The organism is Peptococcus simiae (assembly GCF_046569735.1).
GTDB lineage: Bacteria > Bacillota > Peptococcia > Peptococcales > Peptococcaceae > Peptococcus > Peptococcus simiae_A.
Genome location: NZ_JBKICG010000002.1, coordinates 93,601 through 119,233 on the forward strand (window position 1 = coordinate 93,601; position 25,633 = coordinate 119,233).

The following is a 25,633-nucleotide window of genomic DNA, read 5'->3' on the forward strand; positions in this document are numbered from 1 at the left end:
GCCCTTGATTACTGCTGCGCTTTTTCGATGTACTTGACAATGTCCCCAACGGTGGTTAGTTGTTGGCTTTCCTCATCGGAAATGGACAGGCCAAAGGCTTCTTCCAGGTTCATGATCAGTTCCGTTGCGTCGAGGGAGTCAGCGTCCAGGTCTTCCCGCAGGCGGGCCTCCATGGTGACCGCTTCAACATCACAGTTCAGGGTATCTACAATGGCGTCCTTTACTTTGTCAAAAATCATTTTTTATACCTCCTCAGGTTGTCATCAGCATTTGATTACTTTGATTATCAAAGTAATTGCCTCCTATTATAGATAGTTTGACTATCAAAGTAAATAGTTTGACATCCAAAATAATAAATTGTTACTTATTACGGATATCCTGCCTTGCCTCCTTATGTTGACAGAAAAACAAAAGTCCTTGCTTGGCAAATTTTTATATATTTACCAGCTTATTCCTGCTATACTTAAACTAAGTTTTACCCCTTCTTGTAAGGAATGCCCTATGCCAGCAATAGAAAAAAGAAAGGAGTCTACCATGTTTAAGAAGTCCCGCCTTATCCTTGTGGGCCTGGCCTGTCTCCTAGGCCTGTCTGCCGGGACGCCGGCCCTGGCCCAGGAGGCTTCGGCCCCGCCGGCAAATACAGCCGCCCCGGCCAAGCAGGTCGGAGCTGGCGCTAGCCGCCCGGCTGCCATCCGCACCCTTTACACGGACTACTACCAGGGCAACAGCTCCCCTGAAGCCCTTAGCCAGGCTGAAAAAGACCTGGCCAAAATCCCTGCCCCGGACCAGGCTGCTGACCGCCTCGGCCAGGTATCCCCTGAAGACCTGGCCCTTTACAAGTCTTTTTATGCCAAGCAGGCGGTCAAGCCGGTCGAAACCGGTGGCCAGGTTATTTTAAATGGCCAGGCCCTCAGCCCGGAAGACCAGGCCGCCGGCATCAGCCTGGTCGACAATAGCGCCATGATTGCTGACTGGCTCCTGCCCCGGCTCCATTTTTCCGCCGCCCATGATGGCCTCTCTGTGACGGTCACCAGCTTAAACGGTACCATCAGTCGGTGGCACCTGGGCCAAACCGCCTACATGGTTAACCAAAATCCGGCCGTGGCCCCTGTCGCCCCCTATTTGGACGGCCCCTACTTTTACCTCCCCCTCCGGGCCTTGGTGGAAACAGCCGGCACTGTGAATTGGAACGATGACAGTCGCAGCATTACCGCCCTGACCCCGGCCAGGGTCCTCAAACCGGACAAGACCCTGTCCGCCACCGGGCCAACCCCGGCCCTGAAAGCCGAGGCCCCCCAGGTGGACAAGGTCATCGACCGACTGGCGGACGGTAGCCTCCTGACCGGTGATGCCCAGCTCAACAGCGGCGGCTACAGCAAGCTCTACCACCGGGGTCGGGTCATCCTAACGGGCAAGAACAAGCTGGGGGTCCTCACCAATCCAACCCTGATTCCCACAGCCGACCGGCTGGTCTGGCAGGAAACCGCCTCCACAGATAACCCCGGTGGCATGCCCTTTAACCTCTACGAGGCCCCCCTATCCAATCCCGGCCAGGCCCGGCTCATTGCCGACCAGCTTTATCCGGACATCGATAAGCTAGCCGCCAATGAAAACTGGATTGTCTATACCACCGGCTTCAAGGACAAGCCCGGTGCTTCCGCCCAGCTCAAGGCCTATAACCGGAAGACTGGCGACTACCAGGTCCTTGATACCCTTAAGGGCCCCCACCGCTACTACCTGGATGTCCAACTGGACGGGGACAGGGTCGTCTGGACCATCGGCCAGGGAGGCCTGTCTGAGGGCATGGTCCTCTGTGACTTAAATAAGCCCGGAGCGGCCAAGATGATTTCCGAAGGCTATGCCTTCCGTGACCCCGTCCTCAAGGACAACCAGCTCGTAGCCTCCCGGGAAATGCGAACCCTAAAGGGGCGGACGGAGGAGGTCTGGCACTATGACCTCGACGCCGGCCGCTGGACCTGGCGGCTGGACCCGACCCTGGACCTCCTGCCCCAGTCCAAGTCCTTTGTCATTCAGAAGGTCCTCTTCAGCGACCACTACCTGGCTCTCTTCCCTGTTGACCTAGCTGATGACCAGGCCTTCACCAGGCTTTCTGTCCTCGACCTAAAAACCGGCACCCTGGCCCCCCTGGCCTTAAATGAAGGGGCCCTCCCCCTCATCCACGCCGGTAAAGACCGGCCCAATACCAGGCGGATTTCTGCCATCCGGCCCAGTGCCGATGGCAGCCTCCACCTGCAAACCTATGCCCAAGAAAACAGCCAGGCAGATAGCCTCTTTATAAGCATTGCATAAGTAGGGAACCCGGTCTGAAGTCCGACTTCAGACCGGGTTCTTTTTGTTACTTTTGCCAAACTTGTTATTTGTGACAAAGTTGGGTATACTATATGTAGTTGTCTATAACTAACTACTAAGCAAGAAATTTTAAGGAGGAACTTATTATGTCCCAAGTCAAGAAACAAATCCCGGAATTTATTGCTGATGGATATAACCCGAAAAAAGAAGCATTCGTCCAAGTCTCCAACAAGGACTTTGAAGGCCAATGGACCGTTTTAATGTTCTACCCGGCCGACTTTACCTTTGTCTGCCCCACCGAATTGGAAGACATGCAGGGCCAGTATGCCAAGTTACAGGAACTGGGCGTAGAGGTCTACTCCATGTCCACCGATACCCACTTTGTCCATAAGGCCTGGCACGACCATTCAGAGGCCATCAGCAAGCTGGAATACACCATGCTGGCTGACCCCCACAAGTCCATCAGCCGGTCCTTCGACGTCTTAGACGAAGAAGCCGGCCTGGCTCAGCGGGCCACCTTTGTCATCGACCCGGACGGCATCATCCAGACCATGGAAGTCAATGCCGACGGCATTGGCCGGGACGCCAGCCAAATCTACGACAAAATCCGGGCTGCCCAGTTCATCCGTGAAAACCCCGGTGAAGTTTGCCCGGCCAAGTGGAAAGAATCCGGCGAAACCCTGACCCCGGGTCTGGACCTTGTCGGTAAAATCTAATGTTAGATGCCCAGTTAAAGAACCAGGTGAAGGACTACCTCCAGCTGTTGGAAGAAGATGTCCTCATTAGCCTCAGCCTAGATGAATCCGAAAATGCCCAAAAGATGCGGGCCTTTATCGATGACCTGGTGGGCCTGTCTGATAAGCTTGAAGTGGAGGAAAGGCCCCTCAAGTTCACCCCCAGCTTTAGCCTGTCATCCACCAAGGCCAGTGGCGTCAGCTTTGCTGGCATCCCCCTGGGCCATGAGTTTGAGTCCTTCGTCCTGGCCCTGCTCCAGGTCGGTGGCCGGGTGCCAAAAATTGACCCGGCCGAGAAGGATAGAATCCAGGCCCTTGACCGGGACCTGGCCTTTGAAACCGTGGCCAGCCTCAGCTGCCACAATTGCCCGGAAGTGGTCCAGGCCCTAAACATCATGGCTGTGCTCAACTCCAAGATCAGCCATACCATGATTGACGGGTCCATGTTCCAGGACCACGTCAACGCCCTGGGCGTCCTGGCTGTCCCGGCCACCTTCCTCAATGGGGAAAGCTTCTACAACGGGAAAATCAGCCTGGACCAGATCCTGGACCAGGTCACCGGGACCAAGGCCGACCGCCAGCTGGAAGATAAGCCGGTCTATGACCTCCTGGTCATTGGCGGTGGCCCGGCCGGGGCCACGGCTGCTATTTACGGGGCCCGGAAGGGGATTACCACCGGCCTGGTCGCCAGGGACTTCGGGGGCCAGGTCAAGGAAACCCTGGCCATCGAAAACATCACCGGCCTGGCCTATACCGAGGGGCCCCAGTTCATGGCTGATGTCAAGGACCAGCTGGTCAAGTACCAGGTGGACATCCTGGATGAGGTCACCGTGGAAGATATCGCCGAAGGGGCCCCCCTGACGGTCAAAACCGATGCCGGCCAGCTCTCGGCCCGGACAGTGGTCATTGCCACCGGGGCCAAGTGGCGGTTGATCGGTATTCCTGGGGAAATCGAATTCCGCAACAAGGGGGTGGCCTACTGCACCCACTGCGACGGCCCCCTCTTTACCGGCAAGAAGGTCACCGTCATCGGCGGGGGCAACTCCGGCATTGAGGCCGCCATTGACCTGGCCGGCCTGGCCAAGGAAGTCCTGGTCCTGGAATTCCTGCCCGAACTCAAGGCTGACGCCGTCCTCCAGGAAAAACTGGCCAGCCTGGACAATGTCCGGGTGGTCACCAATGCCGAGACCAAGGCCCTCACCGGCGAAGGGATGCTGGAGAAAATCAGCTATGTCGACCGGGTCAGCGGGGAAAGCATTGAAGAAGCCACCGATGGCTGCTTTATCCAGGTGGGCCTGGTCCCGACCACCGACTGGATCAGTCTGGTTGAGAAAAATGGCCGGGGCGAAATCATCACCGACGCCGTCGGCGCCACCAATATCCCCGGCCTCTATGCTGCCGGCGACTGTACGGACACCAGCTTCAAGCAGATTGTCATTGCCCAGGGGACCGGCGCCACCGCTGCCCTGGGGGCCTACAACTACCTGATGAGAACCAGCTAAAGCGATAGAAGTGCATACTCAAGCCACCGGCCCGCCGGTGGCTTTTTTTGGCTTGACCTATCCTGGCAACCGGCTAAAATAATATAATAAACTACCTTTAAAGATAAGGACGGCAACCCTATGAAAAAAACAGCCTGCGAAAAAATCCTCTGGTTGGCCCTGGCCCCCTCCAGCCTGGCCTTTATTAGAAAGGCCTGGAAGGATATCCCCCTTCGCCAGGTCAAAAGACAGGCCAAGGCCAACTATACCGCCATGGTCAACCGCACACCGGACATCGGCCCCTACCGGGAGAACCCCCTAAGGTTATGCTTAGCCGGCGGTATGGTCTGGTTATCAATTTTTGATGCCATGGCCGGGAAGATGACTTCGGAAGACTTTGGCAAAATGATCCAATTCACCTTGGAAGCTTCCTGGCTAAAGGCCCTCTTATCCCGGCAAAACCGCTTTTCCCGCCAGGCCCAGGAAAAAAATCACCGGCAGACCCTGAGGGCCAATGCCGCCTCTGACAGCGCCTTTAATTGGCAGGCGGAAGTCCGCTTGGGCCGGGACGAAAACGAATACACCATGATTTTTCATCAATGCGGCCTGTGTGCCCTGGGCCGGCAAGAGGGGCACGAAGACCTCATCCCCTATATGTGCCAGCTGGACTTTGCCATGATTGACCTGGCTGGGGGCTGCCTTAAAAGAACCGGCACCCTGGCAACCGGGGCCGATTATTGTGACTTTTATATTTATAAAAAGGGGTCCAAGTGGGATGACGCCAGCCCTTAAAGCCCTTGACCGCCTGCCCTGGCTGGATAAAAAGAAAACAAGAACAAATCAAAGCCCTACCGGGTCACTCGATTTCCCGGTAGGGCTTTGATTTGCTTTGGCTTAGTCGGTCAACCTGTATTGTAGCCGCCGGATGATTTCTTCTTGTGCCTGCCTTCCCTCTTTAAAAAAGCGCATGAGGGGATAGCAATGGCAGAGGCCCGGGCCGACGATGACCTGGCAAGGCCTTTGGTAACGGTCATAGGCGGCCTTAAAGTAAGGGGCATAGGCATAGAGGCATTCATGGGACCCATAATAGAAATAGGTCGGGGGAAAGTCTGTAAAGTCCCCCCTGCGCCCATCCAACATAAAATCCGGCAGGTCCTCCTCCCGCTTTAAAATCTGCCGGGCGGTTTGAAAGTAGGCCGCATCAATCAGCACATCCCTCTCCGAATACCTGGCCAGGTCGGCAAGGAGGGCCTGGTCTTCCGGCCGGTCGGGATCAGGCAGGCCGCCCGGCGACACAGCGATGATTTCTTGGGCCATGGGCAGGGGCCGGCCCAGGTCATTATTTAAAAGGAAGATACCCAGAGCCAGGACAGCCCCGGAGGAAAAGCCCAGGACCCGGATCCCCCTTGCCGGATAGGTCGCCAGCATCCTTTCATAGACAGCCAGGCTGGCGGTATAGGACCGGGCCACACTCTGGTCCAGGCAAAGGGGGTAAAGGGGCAGCCAGACATCCTTCCCTGTCCGGGCCATGAGCCGCTCGGCCAGGGAGAAGTCCAGCCGGTCGGGCCCGGTGATCATGCCGCCGCCATACAAGTAGAGGATGGCTTCGGCTTGAGGGGGCCGGCAGGGCTGGAAGCGGATACAGGGGTAGCCGGCAATATCCTCCAGGAGACAGGTATAGCCCTTTTGAGCCGCCCGCCGGCGGAGCCGGTCCGGCCGGAAGGGCTTTCGCGCATTTTGCCTTTTGGCATAGGCCAGGATCTCGGCCGCCGGCTTACGAAAGACCCGCTTGACCCCCGATAGCCGGACCAATCCGGCGAGCAGACGATAGCTAAGGCTCATAGGTCCTCCCTTCTTGCCTGAAAAGCCGGCTGGATGGCCTGCCGCCATGGACTTAGCCCATCCAGCCGAATGCAATATTCACTAACTATTATAAGTATACAACCGGGGCATCTGTCCTGCAAGGTTTTTTAGCAATAACTAACTCCCTTGTCCGCCATGCCTTTTCCAGGGCACAAAAAAGGCGCCTTCCGGCGCCTCAAGTAACGATTATTGATCCATAATAATAAAGACGTATTCCTCAACCGGCCCATGGGCCCCGGTCACCAGGTAACTTTCAATATCCCCGGTGGAAGAAGGACCGCAAATCTGGTTCATACCGGAGGTCAGCCCCTTTTTTTGGTAGCGGGCCTCCAGGAGGTCGGCCACTTGGCTCATGGAGGGGTAGAGTCTGGACAGGGGCAGGAGGCTGACATGGACCGGGGGCAGGAGGCTAAAGCTTTTGGGAATAGCCCGGGAGGCCATCTCGATGACGGCCCCCACATCTGCCAGACCATAGGTCGGGACGGTCAGGCCCAGGTTGGCGTCTTTTAAGAGGTCCACCAGGCTGGCATGGTCATGGTCCTCAGGCCGGTAGACCAGGGGGGTCTTGCCGGCAGCCTTGACTGCCCCTTCCAGGTCCAGGGACCGGGTCATCTCATCATCACAGATGACAATCTTATCCATCCCCGGCCGGGTCAGGACCGGCTTTAAGGCCTCAGCCAGTTGGGCGGTCTGGACCCGGTCCCCGGTAAAGTGACGGATGGGGGCCTGGCTTAGGAACTGGTCAACCAGGGCTTCCGGGCCCAGGTCAGCCAGCCGGTGGTAGGCAGGGCTGGTGGCCGGGTCGGGCCTGGCTGCTTTCTTATGGTTTTTTAGGGCCCCGGTTACGGCCCCTAAAAAGGCTTCACGACTGGTCTCAGTCATGAGAACCATCTCCTTTCAGCTGACGGGCCGCTACTTGGTGGAAGGGCTTGGCCAGGAGGGGCAGGTCCCGCCCCCTGGTCCAGTTGGACAAAATAGGCAGGACATTCCGGCCGTCCAGGTGGTCACCGGAGCCTTGGACCAGGGCCAGGCCCCGCATGAGGGGACGGCCAAAGGCCAGCATGGCCTTGTAGGTCAGCGAACTGCCCAGGGCCAGGCCGGCCCCCTTGAAGATGGCGGCTTCAGGGCTGAGCTGGGCCCGGTCATGGAGGCTTTCCCGATGCTTTAAGATTAGTTCATGCAGGGGGATTTCCACCGGGCAGTTGGCCGTACATTCGCCACAGAGGGTGGACAGGTAGGGCAGGTGGCCGGTCTGGTCCTTGCCGGCCAGGAGCGGGGTCAGGACAATGCCCATGGGGCCTTCGTAAATGGACCCGTAGCCATGGCCGGTAATATGCCGGTAAACCGGGCAGACATTCTGGCAGGTCCCACACCGGATGCAGCGGAGCATATCATGGAAGGGGCCGCCCAGGATATGAGACCGGCCATTGTCAATAATAATAATGTGGACCTGGTCCGGGCCATCGACTTCATCTGCCCGCCGAGGGCCATGGGTAAAGGACAGGTAGCTGGAAGTGGTCAGGCCCAGGACGGACTGGGGCAGGACCTGCATCATAGCATCCAGGTCGCTCATATTAGGAACAATCCGTTCCATGCCCATGAGGACAATCTGGGTCTTGGGCAGGCTGGTGACCATCCGGCCGTTCCCTTCATTGGTCATAATGCAGGTAGACCCGGTAGAGGCAATGGCAAAGTTACAGCCGGTCATGCCAACATCGGCCGCCAGGAATTTTTTCCGCAGGGATTCCCGGGCAAACCGGGTCATTTCCGGGATGTCTGTCGTCCCGGTGTAACCGTACTCAGTGAAGAGCTCGTGGATCCGGTACCGGTCCTTGTGCATGGCCGGGGCCAGGATATGGGAAGGGGTATCCCAGTCGTCCAGCTCCAGGATCCATTCTCCTAGGTCAGTTTCCGTTACCTCAATGCCGGCGGCCTGGAGGGCCGGGTTAATGCCCACTTCCTCGCTCATCATGGACTTGCTCTTGACCACGCTTTTGCCGCCAACGGCCTCAATAATCCCCAGGACAATATCCCGGGCCTCTTGATCGGTCTTAGCCAGGTGGACCTGGCTGCCATTGGCTGTGGCGTGATCAATAAAGGTAGCCAGGTAGTCATCTAAGTGGTCCAGGGTATGGGCCCGGATGGCTGCGGCATAGTCTTTAATGGCCTGCCAGTCCTTTTTCTTTTCTGTGTAAGCGTCTCGACTGGTATTGAAATTATCCTGTGCCAGGGCTGTTGCCTCTCTTGTAAAGGCATTATTCATTGTTTCATCTAACCGTTCTTTAAGCGGCTGTTCCGGGTTAACCAGTATGGCCATGCCCCCACCTCCAATAAAAATCTACTCTACTTCTTTGTTCACATATAAGTTTTGCGCCGCTACCGGACGACGGTCCAGCAGGGCCAGGCAAAAGCCCAGCAGGGAGAATAATAGCACCGAGTAAATGGCCTGGTCAAAGAGCCGCCAGGCCGGCTGTACCCATTGTACCACGACCAGGGCCGCTGCACCAAATAGAAAGGTCAGCCAGCCGCTGGACCGGCGAACCGCCCCCGGAAAGAGGTAGAGGGCCGTCAGGAGGACGGTGTAGGGGGCATACAGGGCCAGGGCCACCATGATGGTACTTAAGATGCCGGACAGGCGCAGGGCCGCCAGGGTGGCCACCAGGACTACAGCCAGGATCACCAGCCGGGTGATGACCATCCGGTGCCGGCGGTTTTCACCGGTCACCAGGTATTTAAAAAGAATATCCTCCGTGCAAATGGTCCCCACCCCGACCAGGAGGCCGGTCGCCGTCGATATGTCTGCTGCCCAAAGGCCGGCCAGGAGCAGGCCGGATAGGATAGGCGGCAGGGTCATGACCATGGTGGGCAGGGCCGCGGCGGTATTGGCCAGGTCCGGAAAGTGGGCCTGGCAGGCAATACCGAAGATAGCGCTTAAAAACCCGCAGGGAATCATAATGGCCGCCCCAAAAAAGGCCCCCCGGCGGGCATCTGCCGGCGTCCGGGCGGCGATGAAGTTCTGCATAACCCCGGTATTGGGCAGGCACTGGAGGGTCATGGTCACACACCAGGCAATAATGACCGCTGCCGGCATCCCCTTGACCAGGGAAAACCAGTGGCTCCCATCACCGCTGATGCCGGCCGGCAGCAGGGCCTGGAGACCGGCCACGCCCCCATTGGACTGGAGGAGGTAGACCACCCCCAAGACCACCCCAAGGTAGATGACCAGCATATTGACCACATTGGACAGGCCCGCTGCCAAGAGGCCACCCATGACCGCCACTGCCGCAAACATCACTGCCGAAAAAATAATCCCAGTGGTCTCGGTAAAGACATTGGGTAAAATGACGCTCAAGATGGCCCCACCGGCGATGATCTGCAGGGCAATGATCACCGTGTTGATAACCACCTGGACCAGCGCCGCCAGGCCCTCAAAGGCGGGGCCAAAGACCGACCCGAGCATCTGGCTGACGGTCTTCTGGTTGGTCATCCGGACCCGGGCCGCTAAAAAGAAGCCGACCAGGATGGGGCCCAAGGCCCAGGCCACATTATACCAGCCGGCCGAAAGCCCACTCTCATAGGCATTTTCCGCCACCCCAATCGTCGAGGCCCCGCCGATGGCCAGGCCGGCAATCATGACCCCAACCAGGGGCCAGGGCAGCTGCTTATCTGCCAAAAGAAAGGCTTCAGAGGTCTTGCCCCGCTGGAATAAGGCTGCCAGCCAGGAGACCCCCAGGAGTACAGCCATGTATACCACTACAATTCCTAAAGTCATTGTCCACGCCTCCATGTCATTGTTTTTTAACGACTATTGTACAGGCTGGCAGGACATTATGAAAATAAAAAAAACTAATACGTTTGCAAATAAAAAAGGGGCTGTTGCAACATAGCCCCTCCAACAAACAAAGTCCCAGCTCAAAACAATGAGGAGGGACTTTGTTTATGGATATATCCATATAAGCTTATAATATATAGCTAAGGAGAATTTTGTAAATCAATTAGGGCTAAGTTTGTCTATAAGCAAGGAGCTGTGCCGAATGATTTTACTCATTCTGACACAGCCCCTTATAAGAGACCGAAGGCCTTGAGATAAATGCCGGCATAGCCGACCAGGGCCAGAATAAAGGCCAGCTGATAGCCAACCCGAACCAGGGCCCCCTCCAACTGGCCGGATAATTCCAAAAGGGCCAGGGCTATCATATTAAAAACACCCAGGGCCAGGCAGATGACCCCCGGGGCAAAGGCCTTGGGCGTCAGGGCCAGCAAAAAGCCGGCCAGGGCCCCCAGGCCTAGGGGCAGGAGGAGGGCCCCCAGGATGGCCAGGTCACGGCCGAGCCGGCCAAAGAAAAGACCCTCATCCCCCCTGTCCGGTCCCCTAGCCCTCATCTTCAATCACATCTTCAGGGTCTTCGATAAAGTACTTCATCCCGATCTTCTTCAGTTCCCGCATGGACCGGAGGGCATCAAAGGAAACATCGTGGGGGGTATCCTGGCCGATAATGGCCAGGAGCTCCTGGATAATTTGGTCATATTCTTCATCAGTCCGGGCGTGGACCATGGTGTAAAGGTTATAGGGGAAGCGGGGGTCCCGGTTCCGCCGGTAGCAATGGGTCACCGCCGGGTGGGCCGCCACTTTCTTACCAATGGCATCGACCTGGTCATCCGGCACATCCCAAACCACCATCACATTGATGGTAAAGCCCACGTTTTTATGGCGGAGGGCAATGGAGATCCGCTTGAGACAGCCCTTGTCCATTAAGGATTGGATGCCGGCCATGAGCTCTTCTTCGCTGATCTGCATTTCCTCAGCCAGGGCAGCGTAGGGTTCGGGTACCAGGGGCAGGTCATTTTGCAGGGCCCGGACGATGGCCCGTTCCCTTTCTGTTACAGGGCTGGACATTAGGCCTCCTCCTTTCCCTTGTCATCGGCCTTGGTCACATCAAAGGTCACATCTATTTTATAGCGTTTGCTCATTTCAAAGCGGAGCATATCTGCCACATAGGGGCTTGCTTCAATGGTATCCAGAATATGGTCCAAGGTGGGCTGGTTGATGGCTATGAGGGTGAACCAGATGCAAAAGTCATGGCTCCGCTCATAGTTGTGGGTCACGCCCGGGTAGCGGTTGATCACCTGGACCGCTTCATCAAAGTGACCTTCCGCCGGGCGGACGGCGATCAGCATGGACCGGTAGCCCAGGGCATGGGAGTTAAAGAAGCCACTCATGCGGCGGATAATATTGTCGGTTTTTAAGCGGGCAATCCGGTGAATGACTTCTTCCTCACTGGTATTGCCGATTTCTTCAGCCATGTCGGCATAGGGCCGGTGGGTCAGGGGGATTCCCCGCTGCAAGATCATTAAAATGGCCCGGTCTAAATCATCCATCTGAACCATGCTTGTATCACTCCTGATTTAAAATACACAGGGGGTCGGCACTCATAAAGTCCCCTTTGTGGTAGTAGGCCGCCCGGGCCCGACAGCCGCCGCAGCTGGCGCCGTATTTGCACTGGCCACACTGGCCGCTGTAGCTTTCGGTCCGGAGGGTTTTGAACACCGGGCTCTCGGCCCAGATTTCATCAAAGGGTTTCTCTTTGACATTGCCGATGGCCATTTTCATATAGGCGCAGGGCTGGACATCCCCCTTGGGGCTGACAATGCAATAGGTAATCCCGGCTAGGCAGCCTTTGCGAAACCGCTGGTCATGGCCGACCTTATCGGCCACCCGGATAAACTGGGGGGCACAGGTGGGCTTGACTTCAATGGGGACTTCCTTGGCCTTGGACATGATCCGGGTCAGGACCCCTTCATAGGCTTCCCGGTCCAGGGCCATGTCGACAATGTCTTCCCCCCGGCCGGTCGGGACCAGGAAGAAGATATGGTGGGCCCGGGCACCGATATCGACGGCGAAGTCCATGATGTCTGTCACTTCGCCCTCATTCCAATCCATGACAGTGGTGTGGATTTGGAAGGGGAGGCCGGCTTTTTTGCAGTTTTCCATGCCCCGGATGGCCGCGGCATGGGCCCCTTCTTTGGCCCGGAGCTTGTCGTGCTTGGCGGCATCCAGGCTATCCAGGGAAATGCCGGCTGCCATGAGGCCCGCTTCCTTTAACCGGCGGGCGGCTTCTTCATCAATCAGGGTCCCGTTAGACCCTAGAACAGGCCGCAGGCCTTGTTCTTTGGCATAGGCAATGAGTTCATAAATATCCGGACGGGCCATAGGCTCCCCGCCGGAAAAAATCATAATATGAAAGCCGGCCCGGGCCACACCATCAATTAAGGCCTTGCCCTGGTCAGTCGTAAGTTCACCGGTATCCTTTTGACCCGACTCCCGGTAGCAGTGGGCACAAAAGAGGTTGCAGTCATTGGTGGTGTTCCAACTCATGATTTTCATTCGGCATCACCTTCCATGAGGGGGTTGGGCATGGCCCGTTCTTCATCGGTCAGGTAGCAAGCCGGGTCAAAGCCCCAAAAGTCGCCGGTCACCGCTTCACCCCGGGCCCGGAAGTTGCCGTTACAAATGGGCAGCCAGTTACAGGCCTGGCATTTTTCATCCAGGAGGGGTTTCCGGTCCTTGAGGCCGGCTAAGATCGGGTTGGACATGTCGGTCCAGATTTCCTTGAAGGGCCGGTCTTTAACGCTGCCCAGGTCATGGTGCTGGGTAAACTGGTCCGGGTGGACATGGCCCAAGTGGTCCACTTCGCCGAAGGCAATCCCGCTCCGGTTGCCCCCGTTCATGGACAGGAGCTGCCAAATTTTGGCGGCCCGGGCCGGGTCCTTGTCCTTGTATTTCAGGTACATGTAGGGGCCATCGGCATGGTTGTCCACCAGGAGGACTTCTTTTTTCAGGCCCCGCTCATCCCATTCGACAACCCGGTCGCAGATTTTATCGACAATGGCCCGGGTTTCTTCATGGGTCAGGTCATCGGTGACCAGGGTTTCCCCCCGGCCGGAATAAACCAAGTGGTAGAAGCAGATCCGGTCAATGTCTTCATTTTCCAGCATATCCAGGACGGCGTCGACGTCATCCATGGTGGACCGGCTGATGGTAAAGCGAAGGCCGACCCGTTGGTTAACAGCCCGGCAGTTGCGGATACCGGCCATGGCTGCGTCAAAGGCCCCTTCCACCCCCCGGAAGGCATCGTTGGTTTCCCGCAGGCCGTCAATAGAAATCCCCACATAGCCGATGCCGTGGTCCTTAATCTTTTGGGCCACTTCCGGGGTAATGAGGGTCCCATTGGTCGACAGGGTGGCCCGGATACCCTTTTCCCGGGCATAGGCGGCCAGGTCAAAGAAGTCCTTGCGGACCAGGGGCTCGCCACCGGAAAAGAGGATGACCGGGACTTTAAAGTCAGCCAGGTCATCGATAAAGGCCTTGGCTTCTTCAGTGGTCAGTTCCCCTTCATACTGCTTGGCCTCTGCATGGGCATAGCAGTGCTTGCATTTTAAGTTGCAGGTCCGGGTATAGTTCCAGGCCACGACCGGGCCCCGGCCTTCAGATACCCCGTGCTTTTGGTTCCGACTTTTCTCCGTATATCTCAGGCTATCCCCAAAGTAGACATCGCCGGTTAGTAATTTTGTTAAGCTTAACAAGCCTCTTCCTCCTTATACATCTTCCTCTAGTGGCTGGGCCCGGTGTAAGACAGCAAGCGCTCCATGCTGGCTGCCAGGGCATCCCTTTTATCAGTAATGGTCTCCCGGGCCTGGGCTGCTGCCTCTGCGTCTTCCCCCACTAAGTCCGCTAAAACATCGTTGGCATCAGCAATGGCGATTTTCATCTCGCTCCACTTGTCCGGGTCATAGTCCTCTTCGTGCAACCGCCCGGTGGCATCAATCAATTGTTGCAGGTGGGTCAGGGTCCCGATAAAGGCCTGCTGGGCAGCCATATCGGCCAGGACCTCGCCCAGGCTGGTCTGGCCATTGGCCTCGGTGACCAGGATGGGGACTTGCAGGCGGAGGCCGGCGGCCAGGACCAGGTCTAAGATCCGCCGGACCTCTTCTTCACTGTAGTCCTTGCTGAAAATAATAGCTGACTGGTCGGCCTCCTGGCCGCTGGGGCTATCTTCCCCTTCGATTAAGGCCTTGAGCGAGTGGCCGGCTGCCTCATCGTCCAAGAGCCGGTAGGCCAGCTTGACCCGGTCAAAAAAGGCCAGGGCCAGGTCCAGGTCTTTGCCGGCTGGGGCTTTATATAAAAGTATCATATTATATACCCTCCATGGTCATTAATTATACCCTTTTTCTTAATGGATTGCTTATCCCTCAGATTACCCTGAGGGGTATTCTTTTTATGGCGTCTTTCTCATTATATACTATTTTTACACCGCCGTCATACCCTGGTCTATGAAGGCTGCCTATAGGTTCAATTACTCCTGCTAAAAAACCCCGCACGCCATGTGCGGGGTCCTTCTCTATACCTTTAAGCCGGTACGCCGGTTTGCTCACCCAGGGTAATCTTTGCCTGGCCCTGCTTGTTCCGTCGCATGACGTCCAGGGTCAGGGTGTCGCCGGCCTTATGATTTTTTAAGATGGCTTGTAAGTCCTCGTAGCCCTTGAGGCTTTTACCGTCTACCCCGGTGATGACATCCCCAGGCAGGATCCCGGCCTGATCAGCAGGGCTCCCTTCAACGGTCTGGACGACCAGGAGGCCACTGGTCTGGTCAATGTTGAGCTGGGCGGCCATCTCTGCGGTCAGGCTATAGCCGGAAATGCCTACAAAGGGTTGGGCGGATGGGGATTCGCCCTTTTCAATTTTATCGACAATCCGCATGACATTATTGACCGGGATGGCGAAACCCAGCCCCTCGACCCCCTCGGCCTGGACCTTGACGCTGTTGATCCCGATGAGCTTACCCTGACCATCGACGAGGGCGCCACCGGAGTTGCCCTGGTTAATGGCGCAGTTGGTCTGGAGGAGGTTGTAGGTTTGGTTGCCCATCTGGATTTCCCGGTTGATTCCGCTGATGATCCCATCGGTGACGGTTTGGGAGAAGGTCTGGCCTAGGGGGTTACCGACGGCCACAGCCAGTTGGCCGACCCGCAGGGCATCGGAATCGCCGATGTCAACAGTCGGGTACCCGCTCCCTTCAATATCCAGAACGGCCAGGTCACTTTCCTGGTCATAGCCGATGACCTTGGCATTTTTTGTACTCCCGTCGGCCAGGGTGACGGTCAACCGGGTGGCCCCGCTGATGACGTGGTAGTTGGTGACCATGGTCCCGTCTTCCCGGATGATGACCCCGCTGCCGGAGGCCTGGTTCATTTCCCCGGTTTGGCCAAAGATGGTGGTCTGCTTGCCAAAGTTATTGACCCCTACCACCGCCGGAACCACCTTTTCAGCAATATCGGCCACGCTGAGGGTCCCTGTATTGCTAACGGTCTTGGTAGCTGTTGCTTTGGGGCCTGACAGGATGGTCCCGCCGGTCTGGGCCTGGCGGTTAAAGAGGGCGTTGCCGGCCCAGCCCCCTACCCCACCGGCCAGCAGGGCGATGAGGACGGTGGCAATCAACCGGGTCAGGCCGGTATTTTTCTTCGGTTTTTCCGCCCGGGCCCTATGCCGCTGGTCATTGACCCGGACCTGGGTCCGGGGGAGGACCCGGTCAGCTTGTGGGGCCGGGTCTGCCGGCCGGCCGGTCACATCTATGGTCGGCTGGTCCGGTCCTTCCTGGCCGTCAGAGGGCCGGTTGGACGGGTTAAAGGGGTTATTCTTATCCTCAAACATCAAATGCCTCCTTAATGGTTCATATGTGGACGTCCACCGGGTCATGGCCCGCCAGCAAGATGGGCAGGCGGTCAGCATGGTCCGGGAGGGCGTCTACAAGGGTCTTCCTTGCTAGTTCAGGTCGGTTGTTCTTCTCACTTAAATGGGCTAAGACCACCAGCCGGGTCCGGTCACCCAGGTGGCCAGCCAGGAGGCGGGCCGCTGTCGCATTGGACAGGTGGCCGTAGGGGCTCAGGATCCGCTCTTTCAGATAAAAGGGGTAGGGGCCGGTCTTGACCAGGTCGACATCATGGTTGGCCTCCAGGACCACCATATCGCTGGCCGCCAGTGCCTGGCCAATGGCCGGGCTGGCCTGTCCGGTATCGGTGACCTGGGTCAGCCTGACCCCCTCGGCTGCAAAACTGAAGCCAATGGGCTGGGCGGCGTCATGGGACAGGCCCAGGAGGCTGACCGACAGGTCCTCAATGGTCTGCGCCCCCTCCGGCAAAATATGGACCAGGCCCCGGTCAAAGGTCCCCAGACCCTGGCCGGCCAAGAGGGCGGCCCAGGTGCCTTCCGTGGCATAGCAGGGAACCGGGTGGCGCCTGAGCAGGGGGCCCAGGCCGGCTATGTGGTCCCGGTGCTCATGGCTGAGAAAAATCCCCCGGACCCGGTCCAGGGACTGGCCCTGGCCGGCTAAGAGTTGCCCTATCCGCCGCATGGATATGCCACAGTCAATGAGCCAGGCACCGGCGGCTGTTGCCAAATAAGCGGCGTTGCCCTTACTGGACGACGCCAGGGATATGTAGTGCATGTCTTGCCTCCTGTATATAGTATACCCGTCTCCGACGGGCCTTTCGTGTGTGAAAAGTTACGGTTCCATCTAGGCTTTGTTAAGAAGATGTCGGCGATATAAAAGTTTGCCCCCGCTGACATTTTTTCCACAAACGTGGTATAATCATCTGATAAAGATGTGGAAGAAAGGAGTCGAAATGAGTTTAAGGGACCTGATTACCGAATACGTCATCAATACCGATGAAATGTCTGCCGGGATTGCCGCCCACTTGACCGGTGGGGTCCAGGACCTCCACTGGGAAGACCGGTTTGACCCGGATACCCTCGAAAGGGCCATCATTGCCGATGGCACCGTCAACGGTGAACGCCCCCGCTTGGCCATTATTGAAGGGGCCGCCCCGGAAACCTACTGTAGCTGCGAGATTTACCGGGCTGCGGAATCGACCGGTTTCTGCCGCCACCAGGTGGCCCTCCTCCGGGCGACCTTTGACGCCCTCAATATGGCCCAGGCAACCGTTGATGAAGACAAGCGGCAGCTAGATGCCGACCAGCTCCTGGCCGCCTACGAGGCCGACCTGTCCCTGGTCAGAGAAAGCCCCCTCGAATTACTGCCTACCCTTGACTTTGACCCGTACACCGGCCGCTTTGCCCTCACCTTTCGCATAGCCAGAGACGAAAGCCATTATATCATAAAAAACCTATCTGATTTTGTGGACCGGTTGACCCATAAGGAAGTCTTCCGCTATGGGAAGTACCTGGAAGTGGCCCATGACCGGCGCTACTTCTCAGAAGGGGCCCAGTTTTATATTGACCTCTTACTGACCAGCCTGGCCCTCTACCGGGAAGCCGGCGGGACCCCGCCGGTCAAACGCTATTTATACCTCACCCCGGGACAATTTGACCGGTTCTTTGACTTCATTGCCCAAAGCGAGGACCCCAGGGTCGACGTCCAGGCCAATGGCAAGGCTACCAGCACCCGAACCCTGACCTATGCCGACCCCAAGGACACCCTCTCCCTCCGCCAGCGGCTGGATGGCCGCTACCAGCTGAGCCTGGAGGCCGGCTACACCCCCTTAAAGCCCGGCGGCCGCTACCGCTACCTCATGACCAAGGAAACCATCATCCGGCCCTCGGCGGTCTACAACCGCTATGTCATGCCCCTTTATGACTTTCTGGATGGCCACGAGGCTAAGACCCTGGTCCTCACCGAGGACGAGGCTGCCGCCTTTTGTGCCAATGCCCTGACCCCCCTGGCCGGCCTCCTCCAGGTGGAGCTCTCCCAGGCCCTCCGCCAGCGCTTTGCCCAAAAGCCCCTGCACGCCCACATGCTGATTTCCTACCCGGCTGAGGACTGCCTGTCCGGTCTCCTGACCTTCCGCTATGGAGATACCAGCTTTAACCCCCTGCTGGCCCAGGACGACAAGGAGGCCCTACGGGACCTGGCCGCTGAAGAGGATATCTTTGCCCTCCTCCGGGCCTACCGGTTTTCGGTCAATGAAGATGAGGTCCTCTTAGTCGGCGAAGAGGCCCTCTACAACTTCCTTTTAGAGGGCTTGCCCCAGCTCATGGCCCTGGCCACCGTCGATATCGAGGAAAGGCTCCGCCGGATCCGGCCGAAGAACCCGGTCATCCCCCAGATGAGTTCCAGCATCAACCATGGGACCATTGAGCTTTCCTTTGACGATACCGAAGTGGACATTCCGGCCCTGGCCGACCTCCTGAAGGCCTACCGGCACGGTCGCCGCTACATCCGCCTGAAAAACGGCCAATTCCTCAACCTGGTCAACCCGGCTGTGGCCGAGCTGGACCAGCTCCTGAATGACCTGGACCTGGACCCGGAAGACTTAACGGAGCCGGACCCCATCGAACTGCCCACTTACCGGGCCGTCCGCCTCCAGGCCCTAGTCGATGAAAGCCCCCTGAACCTCCACCTGTCCGATGACCTCCGGACCTTAGCCGACCGGCTCATGCACCTAACGGAAGAGCCCATCGCCCCGCCGGAAAGCCTCCAGGCAGTCCTCCGGCCCTACCAAGTCCAAGGCTACCGCTGGCTGGTGGGCCTGTCCCGGCTGGGCATGGGCGGCATCCTGGCCGATGACATGGGCCTGGGTAAGACCATCCAGGCCATTGCCTACCTCCTCTACCGGAAGCGCCGGGACCCGGAAGCCACGGCCTTAATCGTGGTCCCCACCTCCCTGATTTATAACTGGGAGGATGAACTGGCCCGGTTTGCCCCCAGCCTCCCCTACCGGATTATCACCGGCAATGCCGATGAACGCCGGGAGGCCATCCAAGAGGCCCCGGTCGGGTCGGTCCTGGTCACCAGCTATGCCACCCTCAGGCGGGACCACCCCCTCTATAGCCACTTCACCTTCGATACCATCTTTGCCGACGAGGCCCAGTTTATCAAAAACAGCTACACCCAAAATGCCAAGAGCCTCAAAAGCCTGTCGGCCCGCCACCGCTTCGCCTTAACCGGGACCCCCATGGAAAATGCCCTGGCCGACCTCTGGAGCATCATGGACTTTTGCATGCCCGGCTACCTCTTGAGCTGGCGGCAGTTCCGCCATATCTATGACATCCCCATCAGCCGCTATGAAGACGAAAGCCGGCTCTACCGGCTCCGCCTTTTAATGGCCCCCTTCCTCTTACGGCGGGTCAAGAGCGATGTCCTCACCGAGCTCCCGGAAAAAATTGAAACCACCCTCTACACCGAGCTCAGCCACGAGGAAAGGCGGATCTACGACAGCCAGCTGGCCCTATCCAAGGAAACGGTCATCCAGGCCCTGGCCAATGAGGGCCTCCCCCAAAACCGGATTAAAATCCTGGCCCTCCTCATGCGGCTCCGCCAGGTCTGCTGCTCGCCCAGGCTCTTCCTGCCCAGCTTTGACCAGCCCTCCTCCAAGCTCAAGTTAGCGGTGGAAACCATCATGGAACGCCAGCAACACGGCCACCGGATGATCCTCTTTAGCCAGTTCACCTCCATGATTGACCTGATCAGCGAGGCCCTGGACCGCCACGGCATTGACCACCTGATCCTCACCGGCCAGACCAAGGCCGATGAACGGATGGCCCTGATCCGCCGCTTCCAAGGCGGCAGCGTCCCGGTCTTCCTGATCAGCCTCAAGGCTGGGGGCACCGGCCTCAACCTGACAGCCGCCGATACAGTCATCCACTTTGACCCCTGGTGGAACCAAAGCGTCGAAGACCAGGCCACAGACCGGACCCACCGGATCGGCCAGAAGCGGACCGTCCATGTGATCCGGCTCATCTGCAAGCACACCATTGAAGAAAAAATCATGGCCTTAAAGGAGAAAAAGTCCAGCCTGTCTGACCAAATCGTCGGCGAAAGCAAGGGCCTCCTCTCCAGCCTGACCCCTGAAGACCTGCGTGACCTCTTTGACCTGGGGCCCAGGCCATAAGCAATAAAAGAAGAACCGTTTGCCTCAGATCGGCAAACGGTTCTTCTTTTATTGGTCTTTATCCGGTTTATCCCGCTCTTGGCCGGCCTCGGCCCGCCGCAGGTCATCGGCCATGGTTTCATCCATGGTTTCTGTGACCCGGGCCTCAATCTGGGCCTCCAGCTTGGTTTCCAGGTCAGCGGCCTCTTGGGCACTGAGCCGGTACTTGGGCAGGAGCTCATTGATGAGCAGGGCCACAAAGACCCCCAAAAGGGTATCCAGGATCCGCATGAGGGAGTACTGGACAATAGAGGCCTGGCCCACCGGCATGAGCAGGATGGAGCAAAAGGTAACACAGGTAATCACCGCAGCCGGCGCCCGGTTGATCAGGGCGATGAGCTTAATGAGAAACATGACCCCCAGGGCCACCAGGACATCATAAACAAGGTCCCCCTGGTCAAGACCCAGGGCGGTGACCCCGGCCAGGATCCCCATGCCCACAAAACCGCCGATAATGGTCCCCAGGACCCGGTTGAGCCCGACCTTCAGGCTGTCTTCAAAGGTGGGCTTCATACAGATAAGGGCCGCCACCACAGCAAAGAAGGGGTAGCCCCCCAGGCCCCGGCTGAAGAGCAGACAAATCAGGGCCGCCAGACCGGTTTTATAAATCCGCATCCCCATATGAAAGGGGCCGGATGGTAATTGATGATCAGACATAACCTGCCTCCCTCTTCGTCAAGTACGCCAAGAGCCCGGGGCCCTCCCCCGGCACTTTAGCTCATTATACCCCATTATAGCCTAATTCATTCAGGGCTGTCCCGAAAAGAAAAAGCCCCTTGCAGGGCTCTGTCACATTTTAAAGGCTTAAGCCTCCTGGTCGCCGGTGAAGTTTAAAAACCAGGCCAGGCGCTTATGGTCTCCCTTTTCCGGCTTCTCATCCAGCATACAGTGGTCAGGGGCTGCCATGATGACGTCATCACCGACCTGCCAGTCTGCCGGCGTTTTGACCCCCTGGCGGTCTACCCGTTGGAGGGCATTGACCAGCCGGAGGAGCTCGGTCATGTTGCGGCCGGTGGTTTCCGGATAGTATTGGATGGCCCGGATGACCCCGGCCGGGTCAATGACAAAGGTAGCCCGAACGGTCACCTCAGGATTAGTGGTGTGGATCATCCCATAGGCCTCAGCGACCTCCCGGTGGATGTCGGCAATCACCGGAAAGGGGATGGCCTGCCCCTCTTCGCCATTGAGCCAGCGCATCTGCTCCATGGTCCGCAGCCAGGCCATATGGGAGGACAGGGAGTCTACAGACAGGCCAATGAGCTCACAGTCCAGGGCTTCAAACTGGTCATAAATCCGGGCCAGGGCCATCAGTTCTGTACTGCAAACCGGGGTGAAGTCACCGGGGTGAGAAAATAAAATCACCCACTGACCGGTATAGTCTGACGGAAAGGCGATGCTCCCCTTGGTTGTCTCCGCAGAAAAGGGCGGTGCCGGATCACCGATCATAGGAATATTGCTTGGCATAGTCATCCTCCTTATAAGCTTCTTTAGCTGTATTGTAAAAAATCCCCGGCCGACTGTCAAACCGGCGGGTCTTTTCGCTGAAAAGAGGTCTTTTATTGAAAAATCAGCCAAATTCACGTATTTGTGCAAAAAAAGACTTTCTTAATCTTTACAACTAATGTACTATTTAGATAATAGAATGCATCAAAGCCCTGCCTAAGCAGGCGTAAGTGCGGACAAGCTGTCCCATACCCATAGAAAGGAAGATTTGCATGAACGTTTATCCCACAGAGAAAGTGCGTAACCTCGCCCTGGTTGGCCATTCCGGCAGCGGAAAAACCAATTTGACTGAAGCCATGTTGTTCCAGTCCGGCGCCACCAAAAAAATCGGCCTGACCGCAGATAAAAACACCCTGTCGGATTTTTCCAAGCAGGAAATGGCCCGGGGATCTTCCATTGGCGTCTCTGTCATCCCTGTCGAATGGCGAGACCTGAAAATAAATATCATCGATACCCCGGGGCATATGGACTTCATCGGTGAAGCCTACAGTGCCCTACGGGCCGCTGAAAGTGCACTCATGATTATTGACGCCACCAGCGGGGTCCAGGCCGGTACGGAACGGATGTGGAAGTACTGTGAAAAAATCGGCCTGCCCCGACTAATCTTCGTCAATAAGATTGACGAGGAAAACGTCAGCTTCCGAAAGATTATGGAAGAGTTAGAAGAAGCCTTCGGTAAAAAGGTTATTCCCTTTTCCGTCCCCATTGGCGAAGGGGAGTCCTTTGTCGGGGTGACAGATGTCATCTTCCAAAAGGGCTTTAAGTACACCGACGGCATGCCCCTGGAAACAGACCTGACCCATGACCAGGTCAAGGCCACCGAGCGGATGTATGAAGAAATCGCCGAAGTCGTTGCGGAAAGTGACGAAGTCCTCATGGAAAAATACTTCGCCGGGGAAAAATTCACTCGGGAGGACCTCCTGCGCGGGGTGACCTCGGCCCTCCTGGAAGGGGATGCGGTCCCCCTCCTGGTTGGGTCTGCCGAAAAGGGCATCGGCATTGACATCCTCTTAAATATGATTGTCAACTACATGCCGGCCCCCAATGATGACCGGGCCAATATCGGCTTCCGCTATGAAAGCGGCGAAGAACGCAGAGTCGACCCGACAGAGCCCTTCTCCGCAGTGGTTTTCAAGACCATCATTGACCCCTTCCTGGGCAAGATCTCCATCTTCAAGGTCTTATCCGGTAGGGTCAGTAAGAATTCGGATATTTATAACGCCTCTAAGGACACGGCCGAAAAATTCGGCACCGTATCGGCCTTACGGGGCAAGAACCAGCTGGAAGTCGCTGAACTCCAGGCCGGGGATATTGGCTGTGTCACCAAGCTCCAGCACACCGAAACCGGGGATACCCTCTGCGATAAGGCCCACCCGGTGGTCTATAAACGGGTCGAATTCCCCAGCCCGGTTATCTACTATGCCATTGAAGCCGCTGCTAAAAACGATGAAGACAAGCTGGCCCAGGGCCTCCAGCGGCTCTCGGAAGAATTTCCCAGCTTTATCGTCCGTCGGGACGGGGAAACCCACCAGCTCACCATTGGCGGCCTAGGCGATACCCAGCTGGACGTGGTCATCGAACGGTTGGAAGACTCCTTTGGGGTCAAGGTCAACCGGGTCCCCTTTATCATCCCTTACAAGGAAACCATCCGCACCAAGGCCGAAGTCCAGGGCAAGCACAAGAAACAATCCGGCGGCGCCGGCCAGTACGGGGATGTTTGGGTCCGGTTCGAACCCTGCGATGAGGACTTTGTCTTTGCCGAAGAAATTTTTGGCGGCGCTGTCCCCCGGAACTTCTTCCCGGCCGTTGAAAAGGGGCTCAAGGACGCCATGGTCCACGGCCCCTTGGCCGGCTACCCCATGACCGGGGTCAAGGCCACCCTCTATGATGGATCCTACCATGATGTCGACTCCAACGAAATGGCCTTTAAACTGGCCGCCCAGCTGGCCTTCCGCAAGGGGACCGCTGAAGCCCAGCCGGTCCTCCTGGAGCCCATCTGCAAGGTAGAAGTCTCCATTCCGGAAGAAAACCTCGGGGACGTTATGGGCGATATGAGCAAGCGCCGGGGCCGGATCCTGGGCATGGACCAGGAGGCCGACGGCACCCAGCTCCTCATTGCTGAAGCCCCCCAAGCAGAAATGTTCGACTACCTCATTGACCTCCGGGCCATGACCCGGGGCCGGGGCACCTTTACCATGACCTTTATCCGCTATGAAGAAGTACCGGCCGGCATTGCTGAAAAAGTCATTGAAGCCGCTGAAGCGGCCAAAGGAAAAAGTGAATAAGGCCTAAGCATACCAAAGCCAGCAACCTCACATCATGGTTGCTGGCTTTTTTATCTGGATATTTAAACCTTTGGCCCCCTTTTGCCCTCTTATAAGTGAAGACCCTTCCGGAAAGGAGCATATATATGATTTCTTCAAAGCAATGGGTAGCCTGGGTCAAGCAGGCCCAGGCCGGCGACCAGGCGGCCTTTACCGAGCTGGTTCGCCACTTCCAGGCTGAGGGCTACCGGGCCGCCTGGCTCTGGGCCGGTGATGGGGCCGAGGATATTTTGCAGGAGGCCTTCCTCACCTGTTGGCAGAAATTACCCCAGTTGCGCCAGGCCGGGGCCTTCCGCAGCTGGTTTTACCAAATCCTCCGTCGAACCGCCCTTGACTACATCAAAAGAAGGCAAGCAGAGGTCCCCCAGGATAATATGGACCCCCTCTTTACCAGCTCAAGGCCCAACCAGGCAACGACTGACAGCGACCGTCTCCAGGCAGCCCTTGGCCAATTGCCTGATCCCCAACGGGATACCTGCACCCTCTACTACTACGCCGGTTTTAGCGTTAAAGAAATCGCCGCCATGACCCAGGTCCCCCAGGCCACCGTCAAATCCCGCCTCTTCCATGCCCGGAAGAAGTTACGGGCCCTGCTCTTAAGCGATGGCCCAGACCGGCCGGCCACAAGCCAGGCAATGCAAGTGACTAAGGAGGCACATCATGAACACCTATAAGGACCAAGAGCTCACCAACCTATTTCAAGAGACCGCTGAAAAACAAACCCTCCCGGCTGACTTTGCCGACCGCTTGACCGGTAGACTGCCGGCCCAAGAGAGAAAGCAAAAAGCCCGTAAGGGCCGACGCCGGCTGGTTACCGGCATGGCAGCGGCGGCTGTCTTCTGCCTCTCTGTCGGGACCCTGTACGCCACCGGCGTCTTCGGCGAGGGCGGCATCATCAGCCATAGCAGCATCTTCGCCGATTACCACAGCCTGCCCGACGCCGACACCCTAAAGGCCGACCTGGGCTTTATCCCCCAACTACCGGAAGCCCTGGGCCCCTTTACCTTTCGCGAGGCCAGTATTGGCGAGAGCACCTACCAGGATAAGGCCGGCAATAAGGAAGTTACCGCCAAAGACCTCATCGCCAGTTATCAAGACAAGGCCGGGACCCGGCTCAATCTTTTCGCCAGTCCGGCTCTAAACCCCTTAGAACTAGATCCCGCTGACACCGTCGTAACCCAAAAGGGCATCCAGTACCAACTGGTCGACTACACCCAGCGGCTGGTCCCCGGAAACTACGAGAAAACCGAAGAAGACCTGGCTTTAGAAAGGACCGGCCGGCTAAACATCGCCTACGGCGGCGATGACATATCCGAATCATCCATGGCCACGGTCATCTGGCAGGACGCCGGCATCGAGTACCAACTGCTCGCTGAAGACAGCCTAAGCAGCCGGGACCTCCTGGCCCTCTTGCCGGCCTAAGCGGCCCGGACCTAAAAACGCCTTACCCGGTCGGGTAAGGCGTTTTGTTATG

Annotated in this window: 23 protein-coding genes; 8 read left to right on the forward strand and 15 right to left on the reverse strand. The window is 57.4% G+C overall.

From position 1 onward, the window contains the following. Positions 1 to 8: 8 nt before the first annotated feature. Positions 9 to 239 carry an acyl carrier protein gene (gene acpP / locus ACLGL1_RS01520; protein ID WP_411007027.1) on the reverse strand — a complete coding sequence of 77 codons (231 nt, stop codon included), beginning with the start codon at positions 237 to 239 and terminating at the stop codon, positions 9 to 11. A gap of 295 nt (positions 240 to 534) precedes the next feature. Here acpP and ACLGL1_RS01525 point away from each other — a divergent pair, with 295 nt between their 5' ends. From ACLGL1_RS01525 to ACLGL1_RS01540, 4 genes are all read left to right on the forward strand, one after another. Then, positions 535 to 2,310 carry a hypothetical protein gene (locus ACLGL1_RS01525; protein WP_411007028.1) on the forward strand — a complete coding sequence of 592 codons (1,776 nt, stop codon included), beginning with the start codon at positions 535 to 537 and terminating at the stop codon, positions 2,308 to 2,310. Between the two features lie 146 nt (positions 2,311 to 2,456). Further along, positions 2,457 to 3,026 carry an alkyl hydroperoxide reductase subunit C gene (gene ahpC, locus ACLGL1_RS01530; RefSeq protein WP_411007029.1) on the forward strand — a complete coding sequence of 190 codons (570 nt, stop codon included), beginning with the start codon at positions 2,457 to 2,459 and terminating at the stop codon, positions 3,024 to 3,026. Further along, complete coding sequence (gene ahpF, locus ACLGL1_RS01535; RefSeq protein WP_411007030.1) at positions 3,026 to 4,546, forward strand: alkyl hydroperoxide reductase subunit F; 1,521 nt, start codon at positions 3,026 to 3,028, stop codon at positions 4,544 to 4,546. The genes ahpC and ahpF overlap by 1 nt, the downstream gene beginning before the upstream one ends. A 120-nt stretch (positions 4,547 to 4,666) precedes the next feature. Further along, positions 4,667 to 5,317: an L-2-amino-thiazoline-4-carboxylic acid hydrolase gene (locus ACLGL1_RS01540; protein WP_411007031.1), complete on the forward strand. Its 651-nt coding sequence runs from the start codon at positions 4,667 to 4,669 to the stop codon at positions 5,315 to 5,317. Positions 5,318 to 5,419: 102 nt separating this feature from the next. Here ACLGL1_RS01540 and ACLGL1_RS01545 read toward each other — a convergent pair whose 3' ends face one another. The 12 genes from ACLGL1_RS01545 to ACLGL1_RS01600 all read right to left on the reverse strand — a co-directional run bounded on the left by ACLGL1_RS01545 (position 5,420) and on the right by ACLGL1_RS01600 (position 16,890). After that, positions 5,420 to 6,367: an alpha/beta hydrolase gene (locus ACLGL1_RS01545; RefSeq protein WP_411007032.1), complete on the reverse strand. Its 948-nt coding sequence runs from the start codon at positions 6,365 to 6,367 to the stop codon at positions 5,420 to 5,422. Positions 6,368 to 6,574: 207 nt separating this feature from the next. After that, on the reverse strand, positions 6,575 to 7,270 hold the full coding sequence (locus tag ACLGL1_RS01550) for a LutC/YkgG family protein (protein WP_411007033.1): 696 nt from the start codon (positions 7,268 to 7,270) through the stop codon (positions 6,575 to 6,577). After that, entirely contained in the window at positions 7,263 to 8,705 is a 1,443-nt protein-coding gene (locus ACLGL1_RS01555) for a LutB/LldF family L-lactate oxidation iron-sulfur protein (protein WP_411007034.1), read from the reverse strand. Before ACLGL1_RS01555 ends, ACLGL1_RS01550 begins: the two co-directional genes overlap by 8 nt. A gap of 21 nt (positions 8,706 to 8,726) precedes the next feature. Continuing rightward, on the reverse strand, positions 8,727 to 10,160 hold the full coding sequence (locus tag ACLGL1_RS01560; RefSeq protein ID WP_411007035.1) for a sodium:solute symporter family protein: 1,434 nt from the start codon (positions 10,158 to 10,160) through the stop codon (positions 8,727 to 8,729). A 290-nt stretch (positions 10,161 to 10,450) separates the two neighbouring features. Further along, positions 10,451 to 10,771, reverse strand: coding sequence for a hypothetical protein (locus ACLGL1_RS01565; protein ID WP_411007036.1), 321 nt, complete (start codon positions 10,769 to 10,771; stop codon positions 10,451 to 10,453). Beyond that, a complete protein-coding gene (locus ACLGL1_RS01570; protein ID WP_411007037.1) occupies positions 10,761 to 11,285 on the reverse strand; it encodes an Lrp/AsnC family transcriptional regulator in 525 nt (174 codons plus the stop codon). The genes ACLGL1_RS01565 and ACLGL1_RS01570 overlap by 11 nt, the downstream gene beginning before the upstream one ends. After that, positions 11,285 to 11,776, reverse strand: a complete 492-nt coding sequence (locus ACLGL1_RS01575; RefSeq protein ID WP_411007038.1) for an AsnC family transcriptional regulator — start codon at positions 11,774 to 11,776, stop codon at positions 11,285 to 11,287. Before ACLGL1_RS01575 ends, ACLGL1_RS01570 begins: the two co-directional genes overlap by 1 nt. A gap of 7 nt (positions 11,777 to 11,783) precedes the next feature. After that, on the reverse strand, positions 11,784 to 12,773 hold the full coding sequence (gene nirJ2, locus ACLGL1_RS01580) for a putative heme d1 biosynthesis radical SAM protein NirJ2 (RefSeq protein WP_411007039.1): 990 nt from the start codon (positions 12,771 to 12,773) through the stop codon (positions 11,784 to 11,786). Continuing rightward, positions 12,770 to 13,972 (reverse strand): radical SAM protein, encoded by a 1,203-nt coding sequence (locus tag ACLGL1_RS01585; RefSeq protein WP_411007040.1) that lies wholly within the window; start codon positions 13,970 to 13,972, stop codon positions 12,770 to 12,772. The genes nirJ2 and ACLGL1_RS01585 overlap by 4 nt, the downstream gene beginning before the upstream one ends. Positions 13,973 to 13,998: 26 nt before the next feature. Further along, positions 13,999 to 14,580 (reverse strand): hypothetical protein, encoded by a 582-nt coding sequence (locus ACLGL1_RS01590; protein ID WP_411007041.1) that lies wholly within the window; start codon positions 14,578 to 14,580, stop codon positions 13,999 to 14,001. Positions 14,581 to 14,795: 215 nt separating this feature from the next. Then, positions 14,796 to 16,097, reverse strand: coding sequence for a S1C family serine protease (locus ACLGL1_RS01595; RefSeq protein WP_411007042.1), 1,302 nt, complete (start codon positions 16,095 to 16,097; stop codon positions 14,796 to 14,798). Between the two features lie 19 nt (positions 16,098 to 16,116). After that, positions 16,117 to 16,890 (reverse strand): MBL fold metallo-hydrolase, encoded by a 774-nt coding sequence (locus tag ACLGL1_RS01600; RefSeq protein WP_411007043.1) that lies wholly within the window; start codon positions 16,888 to 16,890, stop codon positions 16,117 to 16,119. A 178-nt stretch (positions 16,891 to 17,068) separates the two neighbouring features. Here ACLGL1_RS01600 and ACLGL1_RS01605 point away from each other — a divergent pair, with 178 nt between their 5' ends. Further along, positions 17,069 to 20,293, forward strand: coding sequence for a DEAD/DEAH box helicase (locus ACLGL1_RS01605; RefSeq protein WP_411007044.1), 3,225 nt, complete (start codon positions 17,069 to 17,071; stop codon positions 20,291 to 20,293). Positions 20,294 to 20,341: 48 nt separating this feature from the next. On the opposite strand, the gene ACLGL1_RS01610 is transcribed toward ACLGL1_RS01605, so the two are convergent. Both ACLGL1_RS01610 and ACLGL1_RS01615 read right to left on the reverse strand, forming a co-directional pair. Next, complete coding sequence (locus ACLGL1_RS01610; RefSeq protein ID WP_411007045.1) at positions 20,342 to 20,989, reverse strand: FUSC family protein; 648 nt, start codon at positions 20,987 to 20,989, stop codon at positions 20,342 to 20,344. Positions 20,990 to 21,136: 147 nt separating this feature from the next. Beyond that, the gene (locus ACLGL1_RS01615) at positions 21,137 to 21,796 is read right to left on the reverse strand and encodes a peroxiredoxin (protein ID WP_411007046.1); all 660 of its coding nucleotides are present in this window, start codon (positions 21,794 to 21,796) and stop codon (positions 21,137 to 21,139) included. Positions 21,797 to 22,047: 251 nt separating this feature from the next. Here ACLGL1_RS01615 and fusA point away from each other — a divergent pair, with 251 nt between their 5' ends. The 3 genes from fusA to ACLGL1_RS01630 all read left to right on the forward strand — a co-directional run bounded on the left by fusA (position 22,048) and on the right by ACLGL1_RS01630 (position 25,581). Further along, on the forward strand, positions 22,048 to 24,120 hold the full coding sequence (fusA, locus tag ACLGL1_RS01620) for an elongation factor G (RefSeq protein WP_411007047.1): 2,073 nt from the start codon (positions 22,048 to 22,050) through the stop codon (positions 24,118 to 24,120). A 125-nt stretch (positions 24,121 to 24,245) separates the two neighbouring features. Further along, on the forward strand, positions 24,246 to 24,833 hold the full coding sequence (locus ACLGL1_RS01625) for an RNA polymerase sigma factor (protein ID WP_411007048.1): 588 nt from the start codon (positions 24,246 to 24,248) through the stop codon (positions 24,831 to 24,833). Next, positions 24,820 to 25,581, forward strand: coding sequence for a hypothetical protein (locus ACLGL1_RS01630; protein WP_411007049.1), 762 nt, complete (start codon positions 24,820 to 24,822; stop codon positions 25,579 to 25,581). Before ACLGL1_RS01625 ends, ACLGL1_RS01630 begins: the two co-directional genes overlap by 14 nt. Positions 25,582 to 25,633: the final 52 nt, after the last annotated feature.